We start from the raw sequence: 19,169 nt of genomic DNA, 5'->3' as shown, positions 1-19,169 counted from the left end.
ACTTCCTGCTGGTGACGGTGGCAGGCTGGATCTGGGAGGGGCGGGATAGAAATGCGGCAGACAGAACCCGCATGCAGTGTAACAAACCCGCTTGGGTCCGCTCGTGCCTGGCGCGCGTTGCGACTAGTCGATCTCCGACATGTTCGAGCGGATTGCGGGTCGCAGGCTCGAAGGCCGGTTGAGCTTGTGGACTTCGGGAACGCAAACCAGCGGCCCCGGTTAAGATGGCTTGTGCGTGCGCGCCTGCTGTTCTGCTCCAACACGGTTTCCTCACCCTGCAAGGCACACGACGGCGCGCCTTTCCTCTCCTCCTTGCGCGAGCTGGCGCGAATTGATCACCTCCATGCGAGTGCGCGACGAATACCCGGCTCCGGCACTTGAATGCCGCGGCCTGAGCAAGGCTTACGGCAGCGGGCGAGTCGTGCTCGCTCAGCTTGATTTTGTGCTCGGCGCCGGCGAGTTCGTCGCGATCATGGGCGATTCGGGGGTGGGCAAATCCACCTTGCTGAACCTGATAGCCGGGCTCGATACCGCCGACAGCGGCGCCGTGCTGATCGACGGCGCCGCGGTGTCGGGCCTTGACGACGATGCGGCCACGCGTCTGCGCCGGCAAAAACTCGGCTTCGTATTTCAGGCGTTTCACGTCCTGCCGCATCTGACGCTCGCGCAGAACGTCGCGCTGCCGCTGCTGCTGAATAACCTGCCGCTCGCGCACGCCGTCGAGATGCTGGCGGCGGTCGGGCTCGGCGGCCGTGGCGACGACTTTCCGCGGCAACTGTCCGGTGGTGAATTGCAGCGGGTGGCGATCGCCCGCGCGCTGGTGCACAAGCCACGCCTGATTCTCGCCGACGAGCCGACCGGCAATCTCGATCCGGATACCGCTCACGAGGTGCTATCGCTGTTTCGCGCGGAGGCCAAGGCGAGCGGCGCGGCGACCATGATGGTGACGCACTCGGAAGCGGCGGCGTCGGTGGCGGACCGCATCCTGATTCTCAGCGACGGCGGCCTGCATGCCGCGCAGCACGCCGCCGCAGGTGGCGTGCCTTCGCACAATGAGTAACGCGCCGCCCTCTTCCGCTGCCTCCGCCGTGGCCACTTCGCATGCAGGCGGCAGCGCCCGCCTCGCCCGTTGGCTGCTCGACGCCGAGTGGCGCAGCCAGCGCGGCCGCGCCCTGGTGGCCATCGTCACGATCGCGCTCGGCGTGGCGCTCGGTTACGCAGTGCAACTGATCAACAGCGCCGCGTTCAACGAATTCTCCGCCGCGGCACGCAGCCTGTCCGGCGTGGCGGACCTGCAGGTGCGCGGCGCCCAGCCGAACTTCGACGACGCATGGTATCCGCGCCTTGCCACCGAGGCGGGCGTCGCGCTCGCCAGTCCCGTGCTGGAACTGGACGCGACCGTGCCCGGCAAAACCGCGCCGCTGAAGGTGCTCGGCATCGACGTCTTCAAGGCGAGCCACATCGCGCCGGATCTGATAGGCGTTCCCGCGCCGGACCATCCTGAAGATACCCTCGCCGACGACACGATCTTTCTCTCGCCGGCCGCCCAGCAATGGCTCAACACAGCGCCGGGTCAACGCATTGCGCTGTTGAGCGGCACCTCGAAGGTGTCGCTGCGGGTGGCCGGCGGTCTTGTGCGAACCCGCCCCGGCCAACGCATTGCCGTGATGGATATCGCGGCCGCGCAATGGCGTTTCGGACGTCTCGGCAAACTCTCGCGCGTCGATCTCGAGCTGGCGCGGGGCATCGACCGTGAACGCTTCAAGCGTGATCTGCAGACCCGGCTTGGCCAGCAACTGGTGGTATCCGAAGCGCAGGACGTCGACAGCAGGACCGATCGGCTGTCGCGCGCCTATCGGATCAACATGAACGTGCTGGCGCTGGTCGCGCTCTTCACCGGCGCGTTCCTGGTGTTTTCGACCCAGGCCCTGAGTGTTGTGCGGCGCCGCGCGCAGCTGGCAATGCTGCGCGTGCTCGGCTTCACGCGCGGCCAGCTGTTGCGGCAGATTCTGGCCGAGGGCGCATTGCTGGGCGTGCTCGGTTCGCTTGCAGGGCTTGCGCTGGGCTACGCGCTCGCCAGTGCCGCACTACGCTTTTTCGGCAGCGACCTGGGCGGCGGCTATTTCCCCGGCGTGCAGCCGCAAGTCGCCTTCGAGCCCTGGGCGACGGCCATCTTTCTGCTGCTGGGGATTGCCGTGTCGATACTCGGCAGCCTCGCGCCGGCGCTCGAAGCCGCCCGCGCGCGCCCGGCCGCGGCGCTCAAGGCGGGCAGCGAAGAAGGCGCGCTGGCGAAGCTCGCCACGCCTTGGCCCGCCATGGGCTGCCTCGTGGTTGCGGCAGTTCTGACTCAAGTACCGCCGCTCTTCGATGCGCCGATTCCGGGCTACCTCGCGGTGGCGTTGCTGTTGATCGGCGGGATTGCGTTGATGCCCCGCTGCACGGCGATGCTCTTCACGGCCATTGGCCGTTGGCACGCGCGGCGGCTTGGCAGGGTTGCCGGCTCCCTAAGTGGCGCCATAAGCGGCGCCCTAAGCGGCGGCCGGGCGCAGAGCCCGGCCAGCACGACCAGTGCCCTCGCTCTCGCCCGACTCGCGAACGCGCCCGGCCAGGCCTCGGTGGCGATGAGCGGCGTGCTGTCGAGCTTTGCGCTGATCGTCGCGATGGCGATCATGGTGGCGAGCTTCCGCGTCTCCGTCGACCAATGGCTCGAACATCTGCTCTCCGCCGATCTTTATGTGCGCGTCGCGCCGAACGGCGACACCGGCGTGCTGAATCCCGCTGAGCAGCAGCAGATCGCCGCGGCGGCGGGCGTCGCCCACGCTGCCTTCAGCCGCGTATCGCAACTGACGCTGGATCCGGCGCGCCCGGCGGTTGCGCTGCTCGCACGCGAAATCGATGCAGCCGATCCCGGCGCCACCTTGCAGATGACAGGTCCTGCCTTGCCGGTCTCCGCATTCGACGGCCAGACGCCCGTCTGGGTCTCGGAAGCGATGGTCGATCGCTATGCTTACCGGCCCGGACAACACATCGAGTTGCCGGTCGGCGCGCACGAACAGGCATTCGTCGTGGCCGGCGTGTGGCGTGACTACGTGCGCCAGACCGGCGCCATTCAAATCCGTCTGGCGGACTATCGACGCTTGACCCATGACACCGGCGCCACCGAGGCCGCCATCAGCGTCGTCCCAGGCAGCAGCGTCGAAACGGTGATGACGGCGATGCGAAAACTGCCGTTCGGCGCTGCACTCGAATTCGCGTTGCCCGGAGAGATCCGGGCGCGTTCGCTGACCATCTTCGATCGCAGCTTCGCCGTGACTTACCTGCTCGAAGCGGTGGCAATCGTGATCGGCCTGTTCGGTGTGGCCGCAACTTTCTCGGCGCAGACGCTCGCCCGTGCGCGCGAGTTCGGCATGCTGCGGCATGTGGGCGTGACGCGCGTGCAGATCCTCGCGGTTCTGGCCAAGGAAGGCGGCATGCTGACCGCGTTGGGCATCGGCATGGGTTTTGTCCTGGGTTTCGCGATCAGTCTGATCCTCGTGTTCGTGGTCAATCCGCAGTCGTTTCACTGGACCATGTCGCTGCATATGCCATGGCTCATCCTTGGCGTGGTGGCTTTCGTGATGTTGATCGCGTCCTGTGCGACCGCGGTAATCGCGGGACGCCAGGCGGTCTCGGTGGATGCCGTGCGCGCGGTCAAGGAGGACTGGTGATGCGGGACTGGCGCTTGGGCACGTCACGGGCATGGGCCGCTGCGGCAAGATCCTTGTACCGTGGAGCACGCCCGCGGTTGACGCATATCCGGGCGGCGCTCACGCGAGCCTTGTGTGGATGTGCGTTGGCACTGCTGGGCACCACGTCGGCCAGCGCGGCCCCGCCCGTCTTCGCAAGCGTCACGCCCGGTCATCCACCCGTCTTCCCGGTGGACACGGGCGCACATCCCGCCTTTCAAACGGAGTGGTGGTATGCAACCGGCTGGCTCGATACGCCGGACGGCAAGCCGCTGGGTTTTCAGATCACATTCTTTCGGTCGGCCACCGCGCATGACCGTGCCGACCCGAGCGGGTTCGCGCCGACCCAGCTCATCATCGCGCATGCGGCGCTGAGCGATCCGGCGTTCGGCAAGCTGGTCCACGACCAGAGGATCGCGCGCCAGGGCTTCGATCTGGCCTACGCCAAAGCCGGCAACACCGACGTCAAACTGGATACGTGGCACATGGTGCGGGCCGCCGACGGACACTACACCGTTGAAGCCCGCGCGGGCGCATTTGCGCTGAACCTCACGCTGAGCCCGACCCAGCCGCCGCTTCTCGAAGGACAGAGCGGCTACTCGCAGAAAGGACCGCTCGCGAGCGAGGCGAGCTACTACTACAGCGAGCCGCAATTGCACGTCAGCGGCACGGTCATGCGGCCCGCTCGCGGGAAAGATGATCCGGGCAAGCCAACCTCCGTGACAGGCAGTGCGTGGCTGGATCACGAATGGTCGAGCACCTTGCTGAGTCCCGATGCGGCGGGTTGGGACTGGCTCGGCGCCAATCTGAACGACGGCTCTGCGTTGATGGCCTTCAAGGTGCGCGGACGTCGAGGCGGCATGGTATGGGCTCACGCGGCGCTGCGCGAACCCGACGGCCGCGTGACGTCGTTCGATCCGGGCCAGGTCGACTTCGTGCCGCTTCGCTCATGGCGCTCGCCGCGCACCGGCACGCTCTATCCGGTCGCGCAGACCGTGAAGACCGGCTCGCTCGCGTGGCAACTCAACCCGTTGCTCGACGATCAGGAACTGGACACTCGCGATGCCACCGGCTCGGCCTATTGGGAAGGCGCCGTCACGCTGACGCGGCAAGGCGAAGCCGTCGGGCGCGGCTACCTGGAACTCACCGGTTACCAAAAGCCGATGGGCCTGCAAGGCGCCGACGCGGCACAAGAAAAATCCGCCAACCCACCCGCTACGACACAAACGGCAATTTCTGATCGCGCGCCGCGGCCAGCATCGACAAGGTGATCTTGCGCACCTCCAGCTTGCTTTGCGTGATGTGCGCGCGCAGCAGAATGGTGGCCTCCGGCAAGCGGTTGCGTTCGATCAGATGCAGCATGGTCGAATGTTCGTCATAGGTCGCGCTGGTCCGATGCGGCTTGAGAAAATCGAGCCGCCGGACGATGCGAATCCGCTCCGTCACCTCGTTGTGCACCCGAAGCATTTCGCCGTTGCCGGTGGCGGCCACCAGTTGGCGGTGGAAGTTCTCATCCATGCCGAACATGGTCACCGCGTCGCTTTCACGAAGTGCCGGTTCGACGCACCAGACGGCCTTGAGCGGAGCAATCGCCTCATGCGGCGCATTGCCTGAGGTCAGCCGTTCCAGCGCAGCCAGTTCCAGCACGATGCGCAGATCGTAGAGCTGGTCCAGTTGCTCGAAGTTGATCGGCGAGACTTTCCAGCCGCGCCGGAAGCCGACTTCCATATAGCCTTCGCGTTGCAGACGAAACAGTCCGTCACGCATCGGCGTGCGCGAAACGCCGTAGTGCTGGGCAATATCGCTTTCGGAAAAGCGGTCGCCGGGAAACAGCCGGAAACTGAAGATGTCGCTCTTCAGTTGCTGGTATACCTGCTCGGCGAGCGGATTCGGTCCATTGGAGCCGATCGGGCCGGCGGGACCGCCCGGGCCGTTCGACCCACCCGCCAAGCTGTCCGCAAGCGTCGTGCTGCCCAGCTTCACGTCGCTCGTTTCGTTTTCGGTCATATCGCCAGATCTCCGTTGCGGTGCGCGTATTATCGGCCCTCAGGGCGTCTGGATGAGACTGACATGCGCGGCGACGATTTTCCAGCCGTGATGGGCTTCGGACGCCGGCCCGATGCGCGCCCACGTTTGCATTTGCCGGCCGAGCAGCGTGGTCGCGTCGCTGGTGAATTCGGTGCTGACGGTGGCGTAATCCGCACCGAAGGTCGTCACCACCGTACGATGCAGACGGCGCGAGCGCGGCACCGGTTCACACGACGCGCGCCATGCGCGGATGGCCTCGCCGCCGTGTTGCACCTCGGCAATGCCGTAGCGCACGGTTTGCGGTGCGTGCCAGAACAGCGCGTTCATTGCTTCGAGGTCGTGCTCGACCAGCGCGCGTTCGTATTCGACAAAGGCCGCCGACACCTCGGCAACGATCTCAGACTGGTTGACTTCCATCCTCACGATTCCTTTAGTGATGCTTATCTGGATGCGCGTTCCAGCGCATCTCTGAGTGCTGCGAACGACGCAGTCCAGCCGACAATGCCGCCTTGCGAGCGGATCATTTCGAGGCTCGCCTGTTTGAATGCCGGAAAATAGCTGGCCGTAGCGTCTTCGATCAGCAGGCATTCATAGCCACGGTCGTTGGCTTCGCGCATCGAAGTCTGCACGCAAACTTCAGTCGTCACACCGGCAAATAGCAGATGCGTAATGCCACGCAGGCTCAGATCTTCCCCAAGCCTCGTCGCATAGAACGCGCCCTTGCCGGGTTTGTCGATCACCAGCTCGCCGTCGATCGGTGCAAGCGCATCGATGATCGCATTGCCCGGTTCGCCGCGTACGAGGATGCGGCCCATCGGCCCCGGCTCGCCAATGCGCATCTGCGGCGCGCCGCGCAGCCGCTTGGCGGGCGGGCAATCGGCAAGGTCCGGCGCGTGCGACTCGCGCGTATGGACCACCAGGCAGCCAGCCTTGCGTGCCAGCGCCAGCAGTTCGGCGACAGTCGGCACGATGCCCGCGAGCAGCGACACGTCATTGCCGAGCGACTCGCCAAAGCCACCGGGCTCGATGAAATCGCGCTGCATGTCGATGATCACCAATGCGGTGCGCGACACTTCGAACGCGTATGGCGTGGGTAAGGCCGAAACTTCGGCAGACACTTCGATCGTCATGGATTTGCCCTTGTTTTACGGCATTTTATGCTTCGCCAATATCGGCACACCCGGACCGGAAGGTCGCGCGGTGTGCCGCATGGCCCGACCACTTGTTCGCGTCGGAACGCGGGTAGCCGGTACATCAACCCCCGTTTTGCACGGTGCTGCGCCGCCTCAAACCCACCTCAGGCGAGTGCCTCATGGGCGTGCTCTTCGGTATGGCCCGCCATGTGCCGCCCGAGCACCGCGCGTTCGGCGTCAGCCGCGGGCGTTTCAAAGACCAGTTGCCCTTCCGCCATCACGGCGATGCGGTCCGCCAGCTCGAGCAGCTCGTCGAGGTCTTCGCTGACGAGCAGCACTGCGGCGCCGGCATCGCGCGCCGCGATCAGACGTGCGTGAATATCGGCCACTGAGGCGAAATCCAGCCCAAACACCGGATTCGCGACGATCAGCACGTCCACCGGTTGACCCAGTTCGCGCGCCAGCACCGCGCGCTGCACGTTGCCGCCGGACAGCGTGCCGATCATCCGTTCCGGTACCGGCGGGCGCACGTTGAAATCGTGGATGCGGCGAGCCGCGCGCTCGCGCATCGCACGCCGGTCGAGCCGCCAGCCGCCTTTACATACCGGCGCGCGGTCGAAGTCGCGCAACGCCAGATTTTCGGCCACGCTCATATTGGCGACGCAGGCATTCTTGAGCGGCTCTTCGGGAATGGCGAATACCCGCCGCGTGGTCATCTCTGCGCGGGTCGCGTGATACGGTGCACCCGCAATCAACATTTCGCCTTCGACCGGCCGCCGTTGTCCAACCAGTGCTTCGACCAGTTCCTTCTGACCGTTACCCGAGACACCGGCAAGGCCGAGGATTTCTCCCGCGCGCACCGCAAGCGTCGCGTGGCGCACCGCCCTATGGCCGCGGTCGTCTTCGACCGAAACGTCACACAGTTCCAGCCGGACCGCGGCTTGCGGATCCAGGGCCTTGCGGGGCGCACGCTCGACGCGGATCTCGGCAAGCACCGGTTCCGCCTGCGCGGAGGCTTCGGCATGCATGCCAGACGAGGTGCCCATCATCCAGCTTGCAAGCTGGTCGCGATTGGTCCGCGACACAGCCGTCGTGCCGACCTGGCGTCCTTTGCGCAACACGGTGACGTCGTCCGCATAGGCCATCACTTCGCGGAATTTGTGCGTGATCATCAACACGGTGAGTTCGCCGCGAGACGTGAGATCGCGCATCAAACCCAGTACTTCGTCGGCTTCCTGCGGGGTCAGCACCGAGGTGGGTTCGTCGAGAATCAGAAAGCGCTGGCGCAGATACAACTGCTTGAGAATTTCCAGCTTCTGTTTTTCGCCCGCTGCGAGGCCCGCGACAGGCGCTTCCAGAGGCAAGCTGAACGGCATGCGCTGCATGAACTCGCTCAGCGCCGCGCGTTCGCTTCTCCAGTCGATCCGCCACGGCAAGCTGCCCCGTGCGAGCAACAGGTTCTCTTCGACGGAAAGCCCCGTGGCCAGCGTGAAATGCTGATACACCATGCCGATGCCGAGCGCCTGGGCATCGCGCGGCGACGCGATCCTTGCTTCGCGTCCGTCCGCCGCAATCTGTCCTTCGTCGAGCAGGCCATAACCCACCAGGCCCTTGACCAGGGTGCTCTTGCCCGCACCGTTTTCGCCGAGCAGCGCGTGTAGGGTGCCGGGCGCGACCTTGATCGAGACCTTGTCGAGCGCGCGAAAAGTCCCGAATGACTTCGAGGCGCCCATCACTTCGATGCCGAGGGCATGCTGCGCGGCATGCGGCTGGTTGTAGGGAGCGAGGGTGGCCATGGTGGTCAGCCTCCGAGCGTGGCGAGCAGCGCGTTCGAATCCGACACCGTGCCGAACACGCCGCCTTGCATGGTGATCATGTGCAGCGCGGCGTCGTGATTGCCCTTGTCGGTCGCGCCGCAGCAGTCCGCCAGCACCGTGCATTCGAAGCCACGGTCGTTCGCTTCGCGCATCGTCGTATGCACGCATACGTCCGTCGTGATGCCGGTCAGCACCAGATTGACGATGCCGCGCGTGCGCAGAACCAGTTCGAGATCGGTCGCGCAAAACGAACCCTTGCCGGGCTTGTCGATGATGATCTCGCCCGGCAACGGCGCGAGTTCGTCGATGATCTCCCAGCCCGGTTCGCCGCGCACGAGGATCCTGCCGCACGGTCCGTCGTCGCCGATGCCCACGCCGTCGGTGCCGGCGCGGCGGCTGCGCCAGCGTTTGTTGGCAGGCAGATCGGACAGGTCCGGACGATGCCCTTCCCGTGTGTGGATGATCGTGAAGCCCTGTTCGCGCATCAGCGCGAGCACGTTTTTGATCGGCCCGATCGGCGCGCGGGTGAGCGACAGGTCATAGCCCATCTTGTCGACATAGCCGCCGTGGCCGCAGAAATCCGTCTGCATGTCGATGATGACCAGCGCCGTATTGTCGGGCCGCAGGTTACCGTCGTACGGCCATGGATAGGGCTTTGCTTCGATGAATCGGTTCATGGTTCGCAACTCTTCAGGTTGGCAATGGCGTGGGCGCTTGAAGTCGATATGAGCGTCGGCCCAGGCATCAGCGGGTCAGGCTCAGTTCGCCGGGCGCGCCGCTCAGCGTGCGATCGGGGCGGCAATTGATGATCATGATCACGAGCGTCAATACGTAGGGTGCCGCGTTGTAGAGGTAATACCCGCTCGTCACGCCGATACCCTGCAACGCGGGTCCCAGTGCACCTGCCGCGCCGAACAGCAAGGCGGCATACAGGCAACGCAACGGCTGCCAGCGCGCGAAGATGACCAGCGCGACGGCCATCAACCCCTGGCCGCTCGATAGCCCTTCGTTCCAGCTGCCCGGATACACGAGCGAAAGATATGCCCCGCCCACGCCCGCAAAAAAGCCACCTACCGCGGTTGCGGCAATGCGAATGCGCGTCAGCGGATAACCCATCGCACGCGCGGTTTCCGCGTGATCGCCAACGAGGCGCAGCGTCATGCCCCAGCGCGTGCTGCGCAATCCCCACTGCAGTAAAAACGCCAGGACGATGCCGATCACGAAGAGCGGATTGATATGCAGCGCGTTATGCAGTTGCGGCGACGACGCGGCCCATGCGCCGAGGTCGATGGATTGCAACATGGGCGCCTGCGGCTGGATAAACGGCTTGCCGAGATAAAACGCGAGGCCCGTGCCGAGCAGCATCAACGCAATGCCGAAGGCGATATCGGAGACGCGCGGCAGTGAACACACCAGTCCGTGCAGACAGCCGAACAGCAGTCCCACCATCCCGGCTGCCAGCACGCCGATCCACGGCGAGCCGGACAGATACGAGGCTGCATAGCCGCTCATCGCGCCGGACACGAGAATGCCTTCGAGCCCGAGATTGACGCGGCCGCCTTTCTCCGTCAGACATTCGCCGAGGCTCACGAACAGATACGGGGTGCTCACGCGAATCGCGCCGGCCAGCAGCGACAGGAGCAGGACCACCACGGGCGAGTGCATATCAGGCATGCGTTTTCTCCAGTTGCACGGGGGCTTCTTCAGTGACGGCGAGGGCCTGCAACTTCACGCGCCACGCGACGATGCGTCCGCCCAGCGCTTCCCACGCGAGCAGGTTGGCGAACAGCAAGCCTTGCAGCACGAGCGTGGTGGCATCCGGCAAATCGAGCCGCCGCTGCAGCAGACTGCCGCTCGCCTCGATGCCGCCAATCAGCACCGCGCACAACACGATGGCGAGCGGGTTCTGCCGTGCGGCGAACGCGACCAGAATGCCGCTGTAACCATAGCCCGCCAGCAGCGACGCATTCGCGCTACCCTGCACGGCGGCCACTTCGAACATGCCCGCGAGACCCGCGGCCGCGCCGCCCATCGAGCACGCCGCGAGCGCCAGCATGCCAACCGGCAGTCCCACCAGACGCGCCGCCCGGTTGCTGCCGCCCACCACGCGCATCGCAAAGCCTTTCGTGCTGTGCCTGACGAACACCCACGCGGCGAGACATGCCAGCACACCCCACAGCAAGCCCCAATGCACTTCGAGTCCCGGCAGCGAGCCAATCGTCATGGCATCGGGCACCGGCAGCGTCGAAGGCTTGTTGAGACTCGCAGGATCGCGCAAGGGGCCTTCCACCAGATGCTTGAACAACGCAATGGCGATGTACGACATCAACAGGCTGCTGATCGTCTCGTTGACGCCGCGCCATTGCCGCAATGCGCCGATTGCGCCAATCCAGATGCCGCCCGCCAGCATGCCGGCAACGGCCATCAACGGCGTGGCGATCAGCCACGAGGTGCCCGCCGGCAAACACTGCGGCACCACCGCCGCGGCCAGGCCGCCGAGCGCCAGTGCACCCTCGCCGCCAATCACGATCAGTCCGACTTGCGCCGGCAATGCGACGCACAACGCGGTCAACATCAGTGGCGAGGCGCGCAGCAAAGTGCTTTGCCACGCGAACGACGAGCCGAACGCGCCCTGAAAGATCAGCCCGATCGCATCCAGCGCAGGCGCGCCCTGCACCAGCAGGAACAACCAGAACAACGACAGCGTGCCGGCAAGCGCGCATAGGGTGGGCAACGCGGGCAGCGCGCCGAGCATCAGCCGGGCAGAACTCGCATTAGGACGCATGGCCGCTCCTCGATAAATGGTCGGACGGGTCGGACGGCGGGTTGGACCACGTGTACATCATCAGATCTGGCCCACCACACCCGAGACCAGGTAGTTCATGCTTTCAAGCGTGTAGTCGGTCTGCACGTGCGTCGTGCCGCTGGCGACCACCACCCCGCCCTTGTTGTCCTTGATCGGGCCTTTGAAGATCACGAATTCGCCGGACATCATCTTCGACCTGATCGCGTCGGCGTTCTGCTTCGCGTCCGGCGTGACCTTCGCGCCATATGCGGACATTTTCACGAAGCCTTCCTTCAGGCCGCCGCGCAGCACGTTCGGTTGCGGCTTGCCGCCCTGGGCACCCGCGACGAGTTCCTTGTACGGCGTAGCCCAATCCCATTCGGCGCCGGTCAGATAACCCTTCGGCGCGAGCGCGGCCTGGCTCGCGTGATAACCGCAGCTCATCGCGCCGCGTTTCTCGGCGGTTTCGATTACGACCTTCGGGCCGTCGACGTGACAGGTCAGCACGTCGCAACCCTGGTCGACGAGACTGTTGGCCGATTCGGCTTCCTTGACGGGCATCGACCAGTCGCCGGTGAAGATCACGTGCGTGGTGATCGACGGGTCCACCGACTGCGCGCCCAAGGTGAACGCGTTGATATTGCGCAGCACCTGCGGGATCGGCTTGGCGGCGACGAAGCCAAGCTTCTTGCTCTTCGACATATGGCCGGCGACCACGCCATTGAGATACTGGCACTCGTCGATGTAGCCGAAATAGCTAGTGATATTCGACGGATTGCCCTGCTTCCACAGACCGCCGCAATGCGCGAAGCGCACGTTCGGATATTTGGCGGCCATCTTCAGCACGTGCGGATCGAAGTAGCCGAACGAGGTGGCGAAGATCAGCGTGGCGCCGTCCTGCTCGATCATTGCCTCCATCGACTTCTGCACCGCGATGGTCTCCGGCACGTTCTCTTCCTCGACCACCTTGACGTTGGGCAGCGTCTTGATCACGTTGGCCGCGGCGGCCTGCGCCTGGTTATAGCCATAGTCGCCGCGCGCGCCGACGTAGATCACGCCGACAGTCAGTTTGCTCGCGGCGAAAACCGATTCGAACGGCAGCACTGCACCGAGCGTCAGCAGGCTGGCATTCTTGAGAAAGTGGCGACGATTACTCATGGCGTAGTCGGTCTCGTGTGGTTGAGGGTTATGGGTTGGCTGTGACGGCAGTGGGCGCGGCGAGGCTGGCGAGGTAGGCCAGCCAGCCGCCGAACTGCGTAATGTCGCGTGCGCCCGCTGCCGCCGTGACGGCTGCCGGCTCGCAGATGAAGCCTTTGACGCTGCGCCCATCCGCGACGCGCACGGTGCCGATGCCAAGCGGGGCCGGCACTTGCGCAACGAGGGCTCCGAACAGGCGCAGCGGGACTTGCCAGAGTTCGATGGCGATCGGTCCTACCGGTGTCTGCACCGCGGCTTCTTGCGCATTGCCCGGCGTATGCACGAGCGCGGGCTTGGGCGGTGTCGTGCCGGCCAGCGCGTAAAGGCGATAGTCCGGCGTGGTGTGAGTGGCTTCGAGAAAACGCGCTCCCGCTTCGAGCAGTTGCCCGTTCAACGGCTCGCCGCGCAGATGTGCGCCCACTACCGCGAGGGTGATCGACGGTTCGTCGGAGGGCAGCGGCTTTTGCTTGATGGGAGGGGTCTCACTCGCGTTGAGCCCGTCGAAAAACAGCGCCTGAATCTGCGCGCCAAGCACCGCAAGCCGCTGGTCCGCACCAGCGGGGGCGATCAACGTGACGCCGGCCGGCAAGCCGTCGTCACGCCGCACGCACGGCACAGCGAGGGCACACAGATCCAGCAGGTTGACGAAGTTCGTGTAGTAGCCAAGCTGGCTATTGAGCTCCACCGGATTCGCCTGCACAGCGGCGATGGTCGGATGCGTCGGCGTGGTGGGGACGATCAGCACATCGATTTCGTCGAACACCTTCAGCGCCTCGCGCCTAAGCGCGGCGAGGCGATACTGCGCGTCGAAGGCATCGACGGCGCTGAAGTGGTCGGCTTTCGCGACGACGCCAGCCACCACCGGATCGATCGCGGCACGATGCCCGTCGAAGAATTCGCCGATCGCCGCGCGCCGTTCGGCGACCCACGGACCGTCATAAAGCAGCGCCGAGACTTGCGTGAAAGGCGTGAGATCGATCTGAGCCGGGCTTGGGGCGAGCCGCGTGCACAGCGTATCGAGCGCAGCGTGGAAGGCTTGTGCCGCGTGCGCGTCGCCATAGAACTCGGCGCGCAAAGGCACGCCGATGCGCGCCGGCTTCGGCAGCAGGCCAAGTGCAGGAACATGGCGCGAGTAGCTGTCTTGCGCGTCGAACTTCGCCATCTGGCTCAGCACGTGCCAGGCATCGTCGACGGTGTGCGCGAAGATCGACACGCAGTCGAGACTCTGGCAGGCCGGCACGACGCCGCGCTTGCTAACCAGCCCGATCGACGGCTTTAGACCCACCAGTTCATTGAAGCCCGCCGGAACGCGGCCCGACCCGGCCGTATCCGTGCCGAGCGAAAACGCCACGCAGCCCGCTGCGACGGCCACTGCCGAACCGGAACTCGAGCCACCCGAGACACGCTCCGGAAACTCGACCTGGCGCACGGCGCCATAGGGCGAACGCACGCCGACGAGGCCCGTCGCGAACTGATCCAGATTGGTCTTGCCGATCAGGATGGCGCCGGCATCCAGAAGACGCTGCACCGCGAACGCCGACTCAGCGGGCGTGTAGGCAAACTCGGGGCACCCGGCCGTGGTGGGGATGCCGGCCACATCGATGTTGTCCTTCACCGCAAACGGCACGCCGAACAGCGGCATGCGCTCGAAGATCGCAGCGCCCGCGTCGGCCCACAGCGCCGCGAGCTCGGCGGCGCGCGCGTACAGCGCATCGGCTGCGACGCGATAAATCCATACTTCGGGGCGATCGACGGCATCGATCCGTTGCAGCGTGGCTTCGATACACTGCTTTGGCGTCAACTGGCCGGCTGCATAAAGTGCGCTCAGCGCCTTGATCGAAGAAACTGCCTGAATTTTGCGTGAGAGCGTCATGAGTTCAATCTTGAATACAAGTTTGAACTCAACTAAGCAGAAGGTGTGCCATGCATGTGGCAGCGCAGCGGCGAATGCCGCAAAGGCTTATGCAGCGGGCGTGCGCGGGATGTGCAGAAGCCGCGAGCGGGACTTGCGCGGAGATTTCGTGCCATCGGCGGGCGGCCGATGTTTGTGCAGCGCTCCCCACAACGGGGCGTTCATGAACCGTCGTGGATCGGGGCGTGCCTGGTGGTCACCGGATAAGGGCCAGGAGCAGCCGAGGCAGCCGCTCTTGCCTACTCCGCACTCGCCGCCACTCGCTCAGCGAGCTTCGCGTCATAACTGGAATGCACGTGCACGCGTTTCCTGTCGGGGTACGCATAAGCGTAGGCCTTGCGTAAGGCGAGCGAAGCTTCGTGGAAGCCGGACAGAATCAGCTTCTGTTTGTTTGGATAGTTGGCGATATCCCCGACGGCGAAGATACCCGGCCGCGAGCTTTCGTAGTTGGACGTGTCGACGTCCACCTTGCCGGCGTGCAGACTCAAGCCCCAGTTCGCCACCGGTCCAAGGTCCGCGACCAGACCGTACAGCACGACGAGGTGCCCGGCATCGAGCTGCGTCGAACCCCCTATCTGTCTGATTTCAAGCGATTGAAGCTCGCCGTCCGGCGCGTTCAGCCCCGCGATGGCGCCGACCATGAAGTCCATTTCGCCCGCCTCGACCGCGCGCCGCATCTCGGCCACGCTGGAATCCACCGCGCTGAAACCGTTGCGCCGGTGCACGAGCGTGACCTTGCGCGCCACCTTGCGCAACGCGAGCGCCCAGTCCAGCGCGGAATCGCCGCCGCCCGCGACAACCACGGTCTGGTCCGCGAAATCGGCCAGCGTGCGGACACTGTAGTGCACGTGACGACCTTCCAGCGGCACCGCTTCGGGTAACGCGAGACGCTGCGGCGCAAACGCGCCGTTGCCGGCGGCGAGCATGATTGCTGCCGCGTCGAAGCTCATGCCTTCGCGCGTCTGGATGGTCCAGCGGCCGTCGTCGCGTTGCTCGACGGTATCCACGCGCTGTCCGAGATGAATCGGCACATCGAATGGATGGCATTGAACGAGCAGACGTTCGACCAGTTCGCGCGCAGTGCATGACGGAATGGCCGGAATATCGTAGATGGGCTTGTCCGGATACAGCTCCGTGCATTGACCGCCTACCTTGTCGAGCGCGTCCACGATCTGACACGACAGGCCGATCACGCCGGCTTCGAACGCCGCAAACAGCCCGACCGGACCCGCGCCGACGATCAGCACGTCGGTCTTCGTCACGGCACTGGCAGAACCGGCCGCAGAGGAAGCGTCCTGTGCCGCAGATGAAAGGGAAGATGAAGCCGCTTCGGAGGTCATTCGGTGTCCCTGGTGTTGAGCGCGTCTGGGTGCAGCCTGGGTGCGATCTGTGCGCGATCTGTGCGCGCATGGTCCATCCACCATACAGACTCGGCCACAACACGGCAACGATGACACCACGACCGGTGTGGGCACATGGCCCTTTGCTCCGGCGGCCATGCGCGTCGTCGCCGTCGTCCTCTGCGGCCGCGGGATAAGATACGCGTTCGCTCCCTGCCCGCCTCGCTGAACGGACTGACACATTACGATGAATGCACCTGATCTAACGAAAGACGATCGCCTTGGCCTGTATCTGCGCAGCACGGACACGGGCGCCGAATGGTGGCGCGTCAGCGTGGCGGACCGGCCCAATACTTTTCGTCTCGAACACGGCGTTGAAGGCCTGAACGGCGAGGCGGCAGTCGATATCGATCTGGTGGTCGATTCGGAAAACCTGCGTGCGAAGCTGAAGAAGTGGCATCGCGAAGGCTTTGCTGTGCAGACGTTCGATGCGGCGCCCGCAGGGGACACACAGCAACGTACCGCTTTTATGCCGGAGTTGCAGCGTGCTGCGCGGGCGTCTGCCAGGCTGCGCGAAGCTCGCGACGGCTCGCACGGGACGGCGGCGCAAACGGTGTCGATCGGCCAGCTGAGCGTGCCGTGCGGCGCCGGCGGTCCGCTCGTGCCGCGCGTCAATCCGGCTTATCTGTTTTCCGGGCGCTTTGACGACATCGTCGCAGACATCGTCGAAAACAGGCGCGTGATGCTGATCGGCCACACCGGGGCGGGCAAAACCAGTCTGATCGAGCAAGTCGCGGCACGCTCGGGGCATGGCGTGGTGCGTTCGAACATGAATGGACAGACGACCGTGGGCGACTTCGTCGGTTTCTGGACCGTCAAGGGCGGCGAGACGATCTGGGTCGACGGCGTATTGCCCACGGCAATGCGCGAAGGGCTGTGGCTGATCGTCGATGAAATCGACTTTGCCGAGCCGTCCATTCTGGCCGCGCTCACCGCTGTGCTCGAACCGCACGGCCGCCTCACGCTCAAGGAAAAAGGCAACGAGATCGTCGCGCCGCATCCGGCGTTTCGCCTGTTCGCCACCGCGAATGCGGTGGGCGCGATGAGCCAGTACCGCCATCTGTACCAAGGTGCGAATCTGATGAACGAGGCGTTTCTCGACCGGTGGCGCGTCTATCTGCTCGACTATCTGAGCCCTGTTGAAGAGGCTGACGTTCTGATACGCACCCTCGCCCCGCATATGACGCAACCGCTCGCCGAGACGCTCGCCGCGATTGCCGCCGATTGCCGCGCGGCGTTCGCGCGCGAGGACCTGACGAGCGCGTTTTCCACGCGCCGCCTGCTGGATTGGGCCGAGTTGATGCTGCGCACCGGCGACCCGGAACGCGCGGCAGGCCCCGCCATCTATGCCAAGGTCAGCCCGGAAGACGCCACGCTGATTCGCGGCATCATCCGTCATCACATCGCGCCCGCCGGATGAAGCTCATGCATGCGGCGCGCGAGTCCCGAGGTTTCGCGTTCGAATCCGCGCTCGGCAAGATCGCGCGCGTGCTCACGGGGCAATACGGCGTGACGGTCGTGTTCAGCCCGGAGGGGCCGCGCGTGGAGCCTGGCCGGATCGTGATTCCCGACTATGAACTGGGCGAGCGCCTTTCGACGGACGTACTGGTCGGCTACCTCGATCTGCTGGTGGCGCGTGCCAGGCATTCGTCACTGCCTCAGCTCGAAGCATTGCCGCGCGGCGTGGTCACGAATCTTGCGCAGGTGATCGAAGACCGCCGGGTGTGTGCCCTGTTGCTGGATGAGTACCCCGGGGCGCGCTGGTTCATCGGCAAGCTGCGCGAGCATGCGGCAGCGAAGACGCTGGAACGATGGCGTCGTCTGCGCTGGCGTGAGCGTTTTATCTGGCGCGTCGAGCGTGCGCTATGGGATGAGCCGGCGAGTGCCGGTGAAACGAGCCAGTCGTTGTCCGCCGCCCTGCTCGCCGCGCAGGATCTGCTCGAACGGGCGAGCCGCAGTGGCTCGACCAGCGCCAGCATCGCGCTCGCGCATGAGATTCTGGCGCGTGTGCGGGCACTGTCGGCCGGCGACGTCAACAGCATGATGTTCACCGTCGGGACCGGCGAGGACATCGATACTGATACGGCTCAAGGGTCATTCGAGCCGTTCGAAAGCGACGGCACGCGCGCCGCTCAGGACCCTGCCGCGAACGCCTCGCCACCGTTGGATGCACGCGGCGGCGCCGAGGCGCTGAACGGCGCCGGCATGGGCCACGCGCTCGCCGATGCGCAGCCCTCTGCCGCGCGCACGGACAGCACGCTGCGAACAACCGAGGCCGTAACACTGCCGTTGATGTCGCTTCCGCTCGCCACGGAATTCGACGTCATCAACGATCAAACCGGTCTCGGCGATACGGCCGCCTGGCGCGAGCTGCGCACGCGGGCTCGCGCCGAAACCGCGCAGCTCAAGGCGAGGCTCGAACGCGCGTTGAGCGCAGACGAACGCACCCGCTGGCGGCGCGACCAGGAGCGTGGCGAGATTGACCGCACATCGCTCGCGAAGCTCGCCACGTCGCCGGGCTATCGCACGCCCTTCAAGGTCACGCGCGCCACCAGGGGGCGGGATGTGGCAGTGACGCTGCTGATCGATCGCAGCGGCTCGATGGCCGGCCGCAAGATCGAACTGGCGCGGCTGTGCGCCGCGGCCTTGTGCGATGCGCTCACGCAACTGGCTTTCGACTGCGAGGTGCTTGGCTACAGTTCGATCGAAGCGCCGCAGATGAAGCAGCTTTACGAACGCCAGCGCGCTGCGGGCGTGGATCTGCGGCGCTATAACCGTCTGGTTGAGCGGCTCGATCTGCAGGTCTACAAACGCTTTGGCTCAGCGGATCTGAGCGGGTTGACCGGCATCGATTGCGGCCACGAAAATCCGGATGGCGAAGCGCTCGCCTGGGCGGCGACCCGGCTCGCGGACCATCGGGCTGAGCGGCGCATCCTGATGGTTTTCTCCGACGGCTATCCGGCCACCGGCGACGGCAATCCGCGCGTGCTGCGCAGCGATCTGCGCGAACGCGTGACGGCGATCCAGAAACGCGGCATCGAACTGGTGGGGATTGGCGTGCTGACCGACGCGGTGGAGGCGTTTTATCCGCACAACGTCGTCGTCAGCCGGCTGGCCGAATTGCCGGCCACCGTGTTTTCCGTGCTGAGCGCGATGCTGCTGACACGCTAGC

Annotated in this window: 15 protein-coding genes; 5 read left to right on the top strand and 10 right to left on the bottom strand. The window is 65.3% G+C overall.

Going from position 1 to position 19,169, the window contains the following annotated elements; all coding sequences use genetic code 11:
- Positions 1-343 precede the first annotated feature (343 nt).
- The 3 genes from VGH41_RS01965 (at position 344) to VGH41_RS01955 (ending at position 4,996) form a co-directional block, all read left to right on the top strand.
- Positions 344-1,060, top strand: a complete 717-nt coding sequence (locus tag VGH41_RS01965) for an ABC transporter ATP-binding protein (RefSeq protein ID WP_331595655.1) — start codon at positions 344-346, stop codon at positions 1,058-1,060.
- Positions 1,053-3,707, top strand: coding sequence for an FtsX-like permease family protein (locus tag VGH41_RS01960; RefSeq protein WP_331595654.1), 2,655 nt, complete (start codon positions 1,053-1,055; stop codon positions 3,705-3,707). Before VGH41_RS01965 ends, VGH41_RS01960 begins: the two co-directional genes overlap by 8 nt.
- 86 nt (positions 3,708-3,793) lie before the next feature.
- The gene (locus VGH41_RS01955) at positions 3,794-4,996 is read left to right on the top strand and encodes a lipocalin-like domain-containing protein (protein WP_414696578.1); all 1,203 of its coding nucleotides are present in this window, start codon (positions 3,794-3,796) and stop codon (positions 4,994-4,996) included.
- Here the strand turns inward: VGH41_RS01955 and VGH41_RS01950 are convergent.
- The 10 genes from VGH41_RS01950 to VGH41_RS01905 form a co-directional block, all read right to left on the bottom strand.
- The gene (locus tag VGH41_RS01950) at positions 4,941-5,732 is read right to left on the bottom strand and encodes a GntR family transcriptional regulator (protein WP_331595652.1); all 792 of its coding nucleotides are present in this window, start codon (positions 5,730-5,732) and stop codon (positions 4,941-4,943) included. The two genes, VGH41_RS01955 and VGH41_RS01950, sit on opposite strands and share 56 nt — an antisense overlap.
- Before the next feature lie 39 nt (positions 5,733-5,771).
- Positions 5,772-6,170, bottom strand: coding sequence for an oxalurate catabolism protein HpxZ (gene hpxZ, locus VGH41_RS01945; protein WP_331595651.1), 399 nt, complete (start codon positions 6,168-6,170; stop codon positions 5,772-5,774).
- A gap of 23 nt (positions 6,171-6,193) precedes the next feature.
- A complete protein-coding gene (locus VGH41_RS01940) occupies positions 6,194-6,883 on the bottom strand; it encodes an isochorismatase family cysteine hydrolase (protein WP_331595650.1) in 690 nt (229 codons plus the stop codon).
- 167 nt (positions 6,884-7,050) lie between these two features.
- Complete coding sequence (locus tag VGH41_RS01935) at positions 7,051-8,682, bottom strand: ABC transporter ATP-binding protein (RefSeq protein ID WP_331595649.1); 1,632 nt, start codon at positions 8,680-8,682, stop codon at positions 7,051-7,053.
- Positions 8,683-8,687: 5 nt separating this feature from the next.
- Complete coding sequence (locus VGH41_RS01930) at positions 8,688-9,380, bottom strand: isochorismatase family cysteine hydrolase (RefSeq protein WP_331595648.1); 693 nt, start codon at positions 9,378-9,380, stop codon at positions 8,688-8,690.
- A 67-nt stretch (positions 9,381-9,447) separates the two neighbouring features.
- Positions 9,448-10,377 (bottom strand): ABC transporter permease, encoded by a 930-nt coding sequence (locus VGH41_RS01925; RefSeq protein WP_331595647.1) that lies wholly within the window; start codon positions 10,375-10,377, stop codon positions 9,448-9,450.
- Positions 10,370-11,488, bottom strand: coding sequence for an ABC transporter permease (locus VGH41_RS01920; RefSeq protein WP_331595646.1), 1,119 nt, complete (start codon positions 11,486-11,488; stop codon positions 10,370-10,372). The genes VGH41_RS01925 and VGH41_RS01920 overlap by 8 nt, the downstream gene beginning before the upstream one ends.
- 60 nt (positions 11,489-11,548) lie before the next feature.
- Positions 11,549-12,646, bottom strand: coding sequence for a BMP family ABC transporter substrate-binding protein (locus tag VGH41_RS01915; protein WP_331595645.1), 1,098 nt, complete (start codon positions 12,644-12,646; stop codon positions 11,549-11,551).
- Between the two features lie 28 nt (positions 12,647-12,674).
- On the bottom strand, positions 12,675-14,558 hold the full coding sequence (atzF, locus tag VGH41_RS01910) for an allophanate hydrolase (RefSeq protein WP_331595644.1): 1,884 nt from the start codon (positions 14,556-14,558) through the stop codon (positions 12,675-12,677).
- Positions 14,559-14,836: 278 nt separating this feature from the next.
- Positions 14,837-15,937, bottom strand: coding sequence for an NAD(P)/FAD-dependent oxidoreductase (locus tag VGH41_RS01905; RefSeq protein WP_331595643.1), 1,101 nt, complete (start codon positions 15,935-15,937; stop codon positions 14,837-14,839).
- 247 nt (positions 15,938-16,184) lie between these two features.
- Between VGH41_RS01905 and VGH41_RS01900 the strand changes: the two genes are divergently transcribed.
- Positions 16,185-17,417 carry an AAA family ATPase gene (locus tag VGH41_RS01900; RefSeq protein ID WP_331595642.1) on the top strand — a complete coding sequence of 411 codons (1,233 nt, stop codon included), beginning with the start codon at positions 16,185-16,187 and terminating at the stop codon, positions 17,415-17,417.
- Positions 17,414-19,168: a cobaltochelatase CobT-related protein gene (locus VGH41_RS01895; protein WP_331595641.1), complete on the top strand. Its 1,755-nt coding sequence runs from the start codon at positions 17,414-17,416 to the stop codon at positions 19,166-19,168. Before VGH41_RS01900 ends, VGH41_RS01895 begins: the two co-directional genes overlap by 4 nt.
- Position 19,169 lies beyond the last annotated feature (1 nt).

It is taken from the genome of Paraburkholderia sp., assembly GCF_036488795.1.
Lineage (GTDB): Bacteria > Pseudomonadota > Gammaproteobacteria > Burkholderiales > Burkholderiaceae > Paraburkholderia.
The sequence above is the reverse complement of the archived record's forward strand: the minus strand, read 5'-3'. Positions and strand labels throughout refer to the sequence as shown.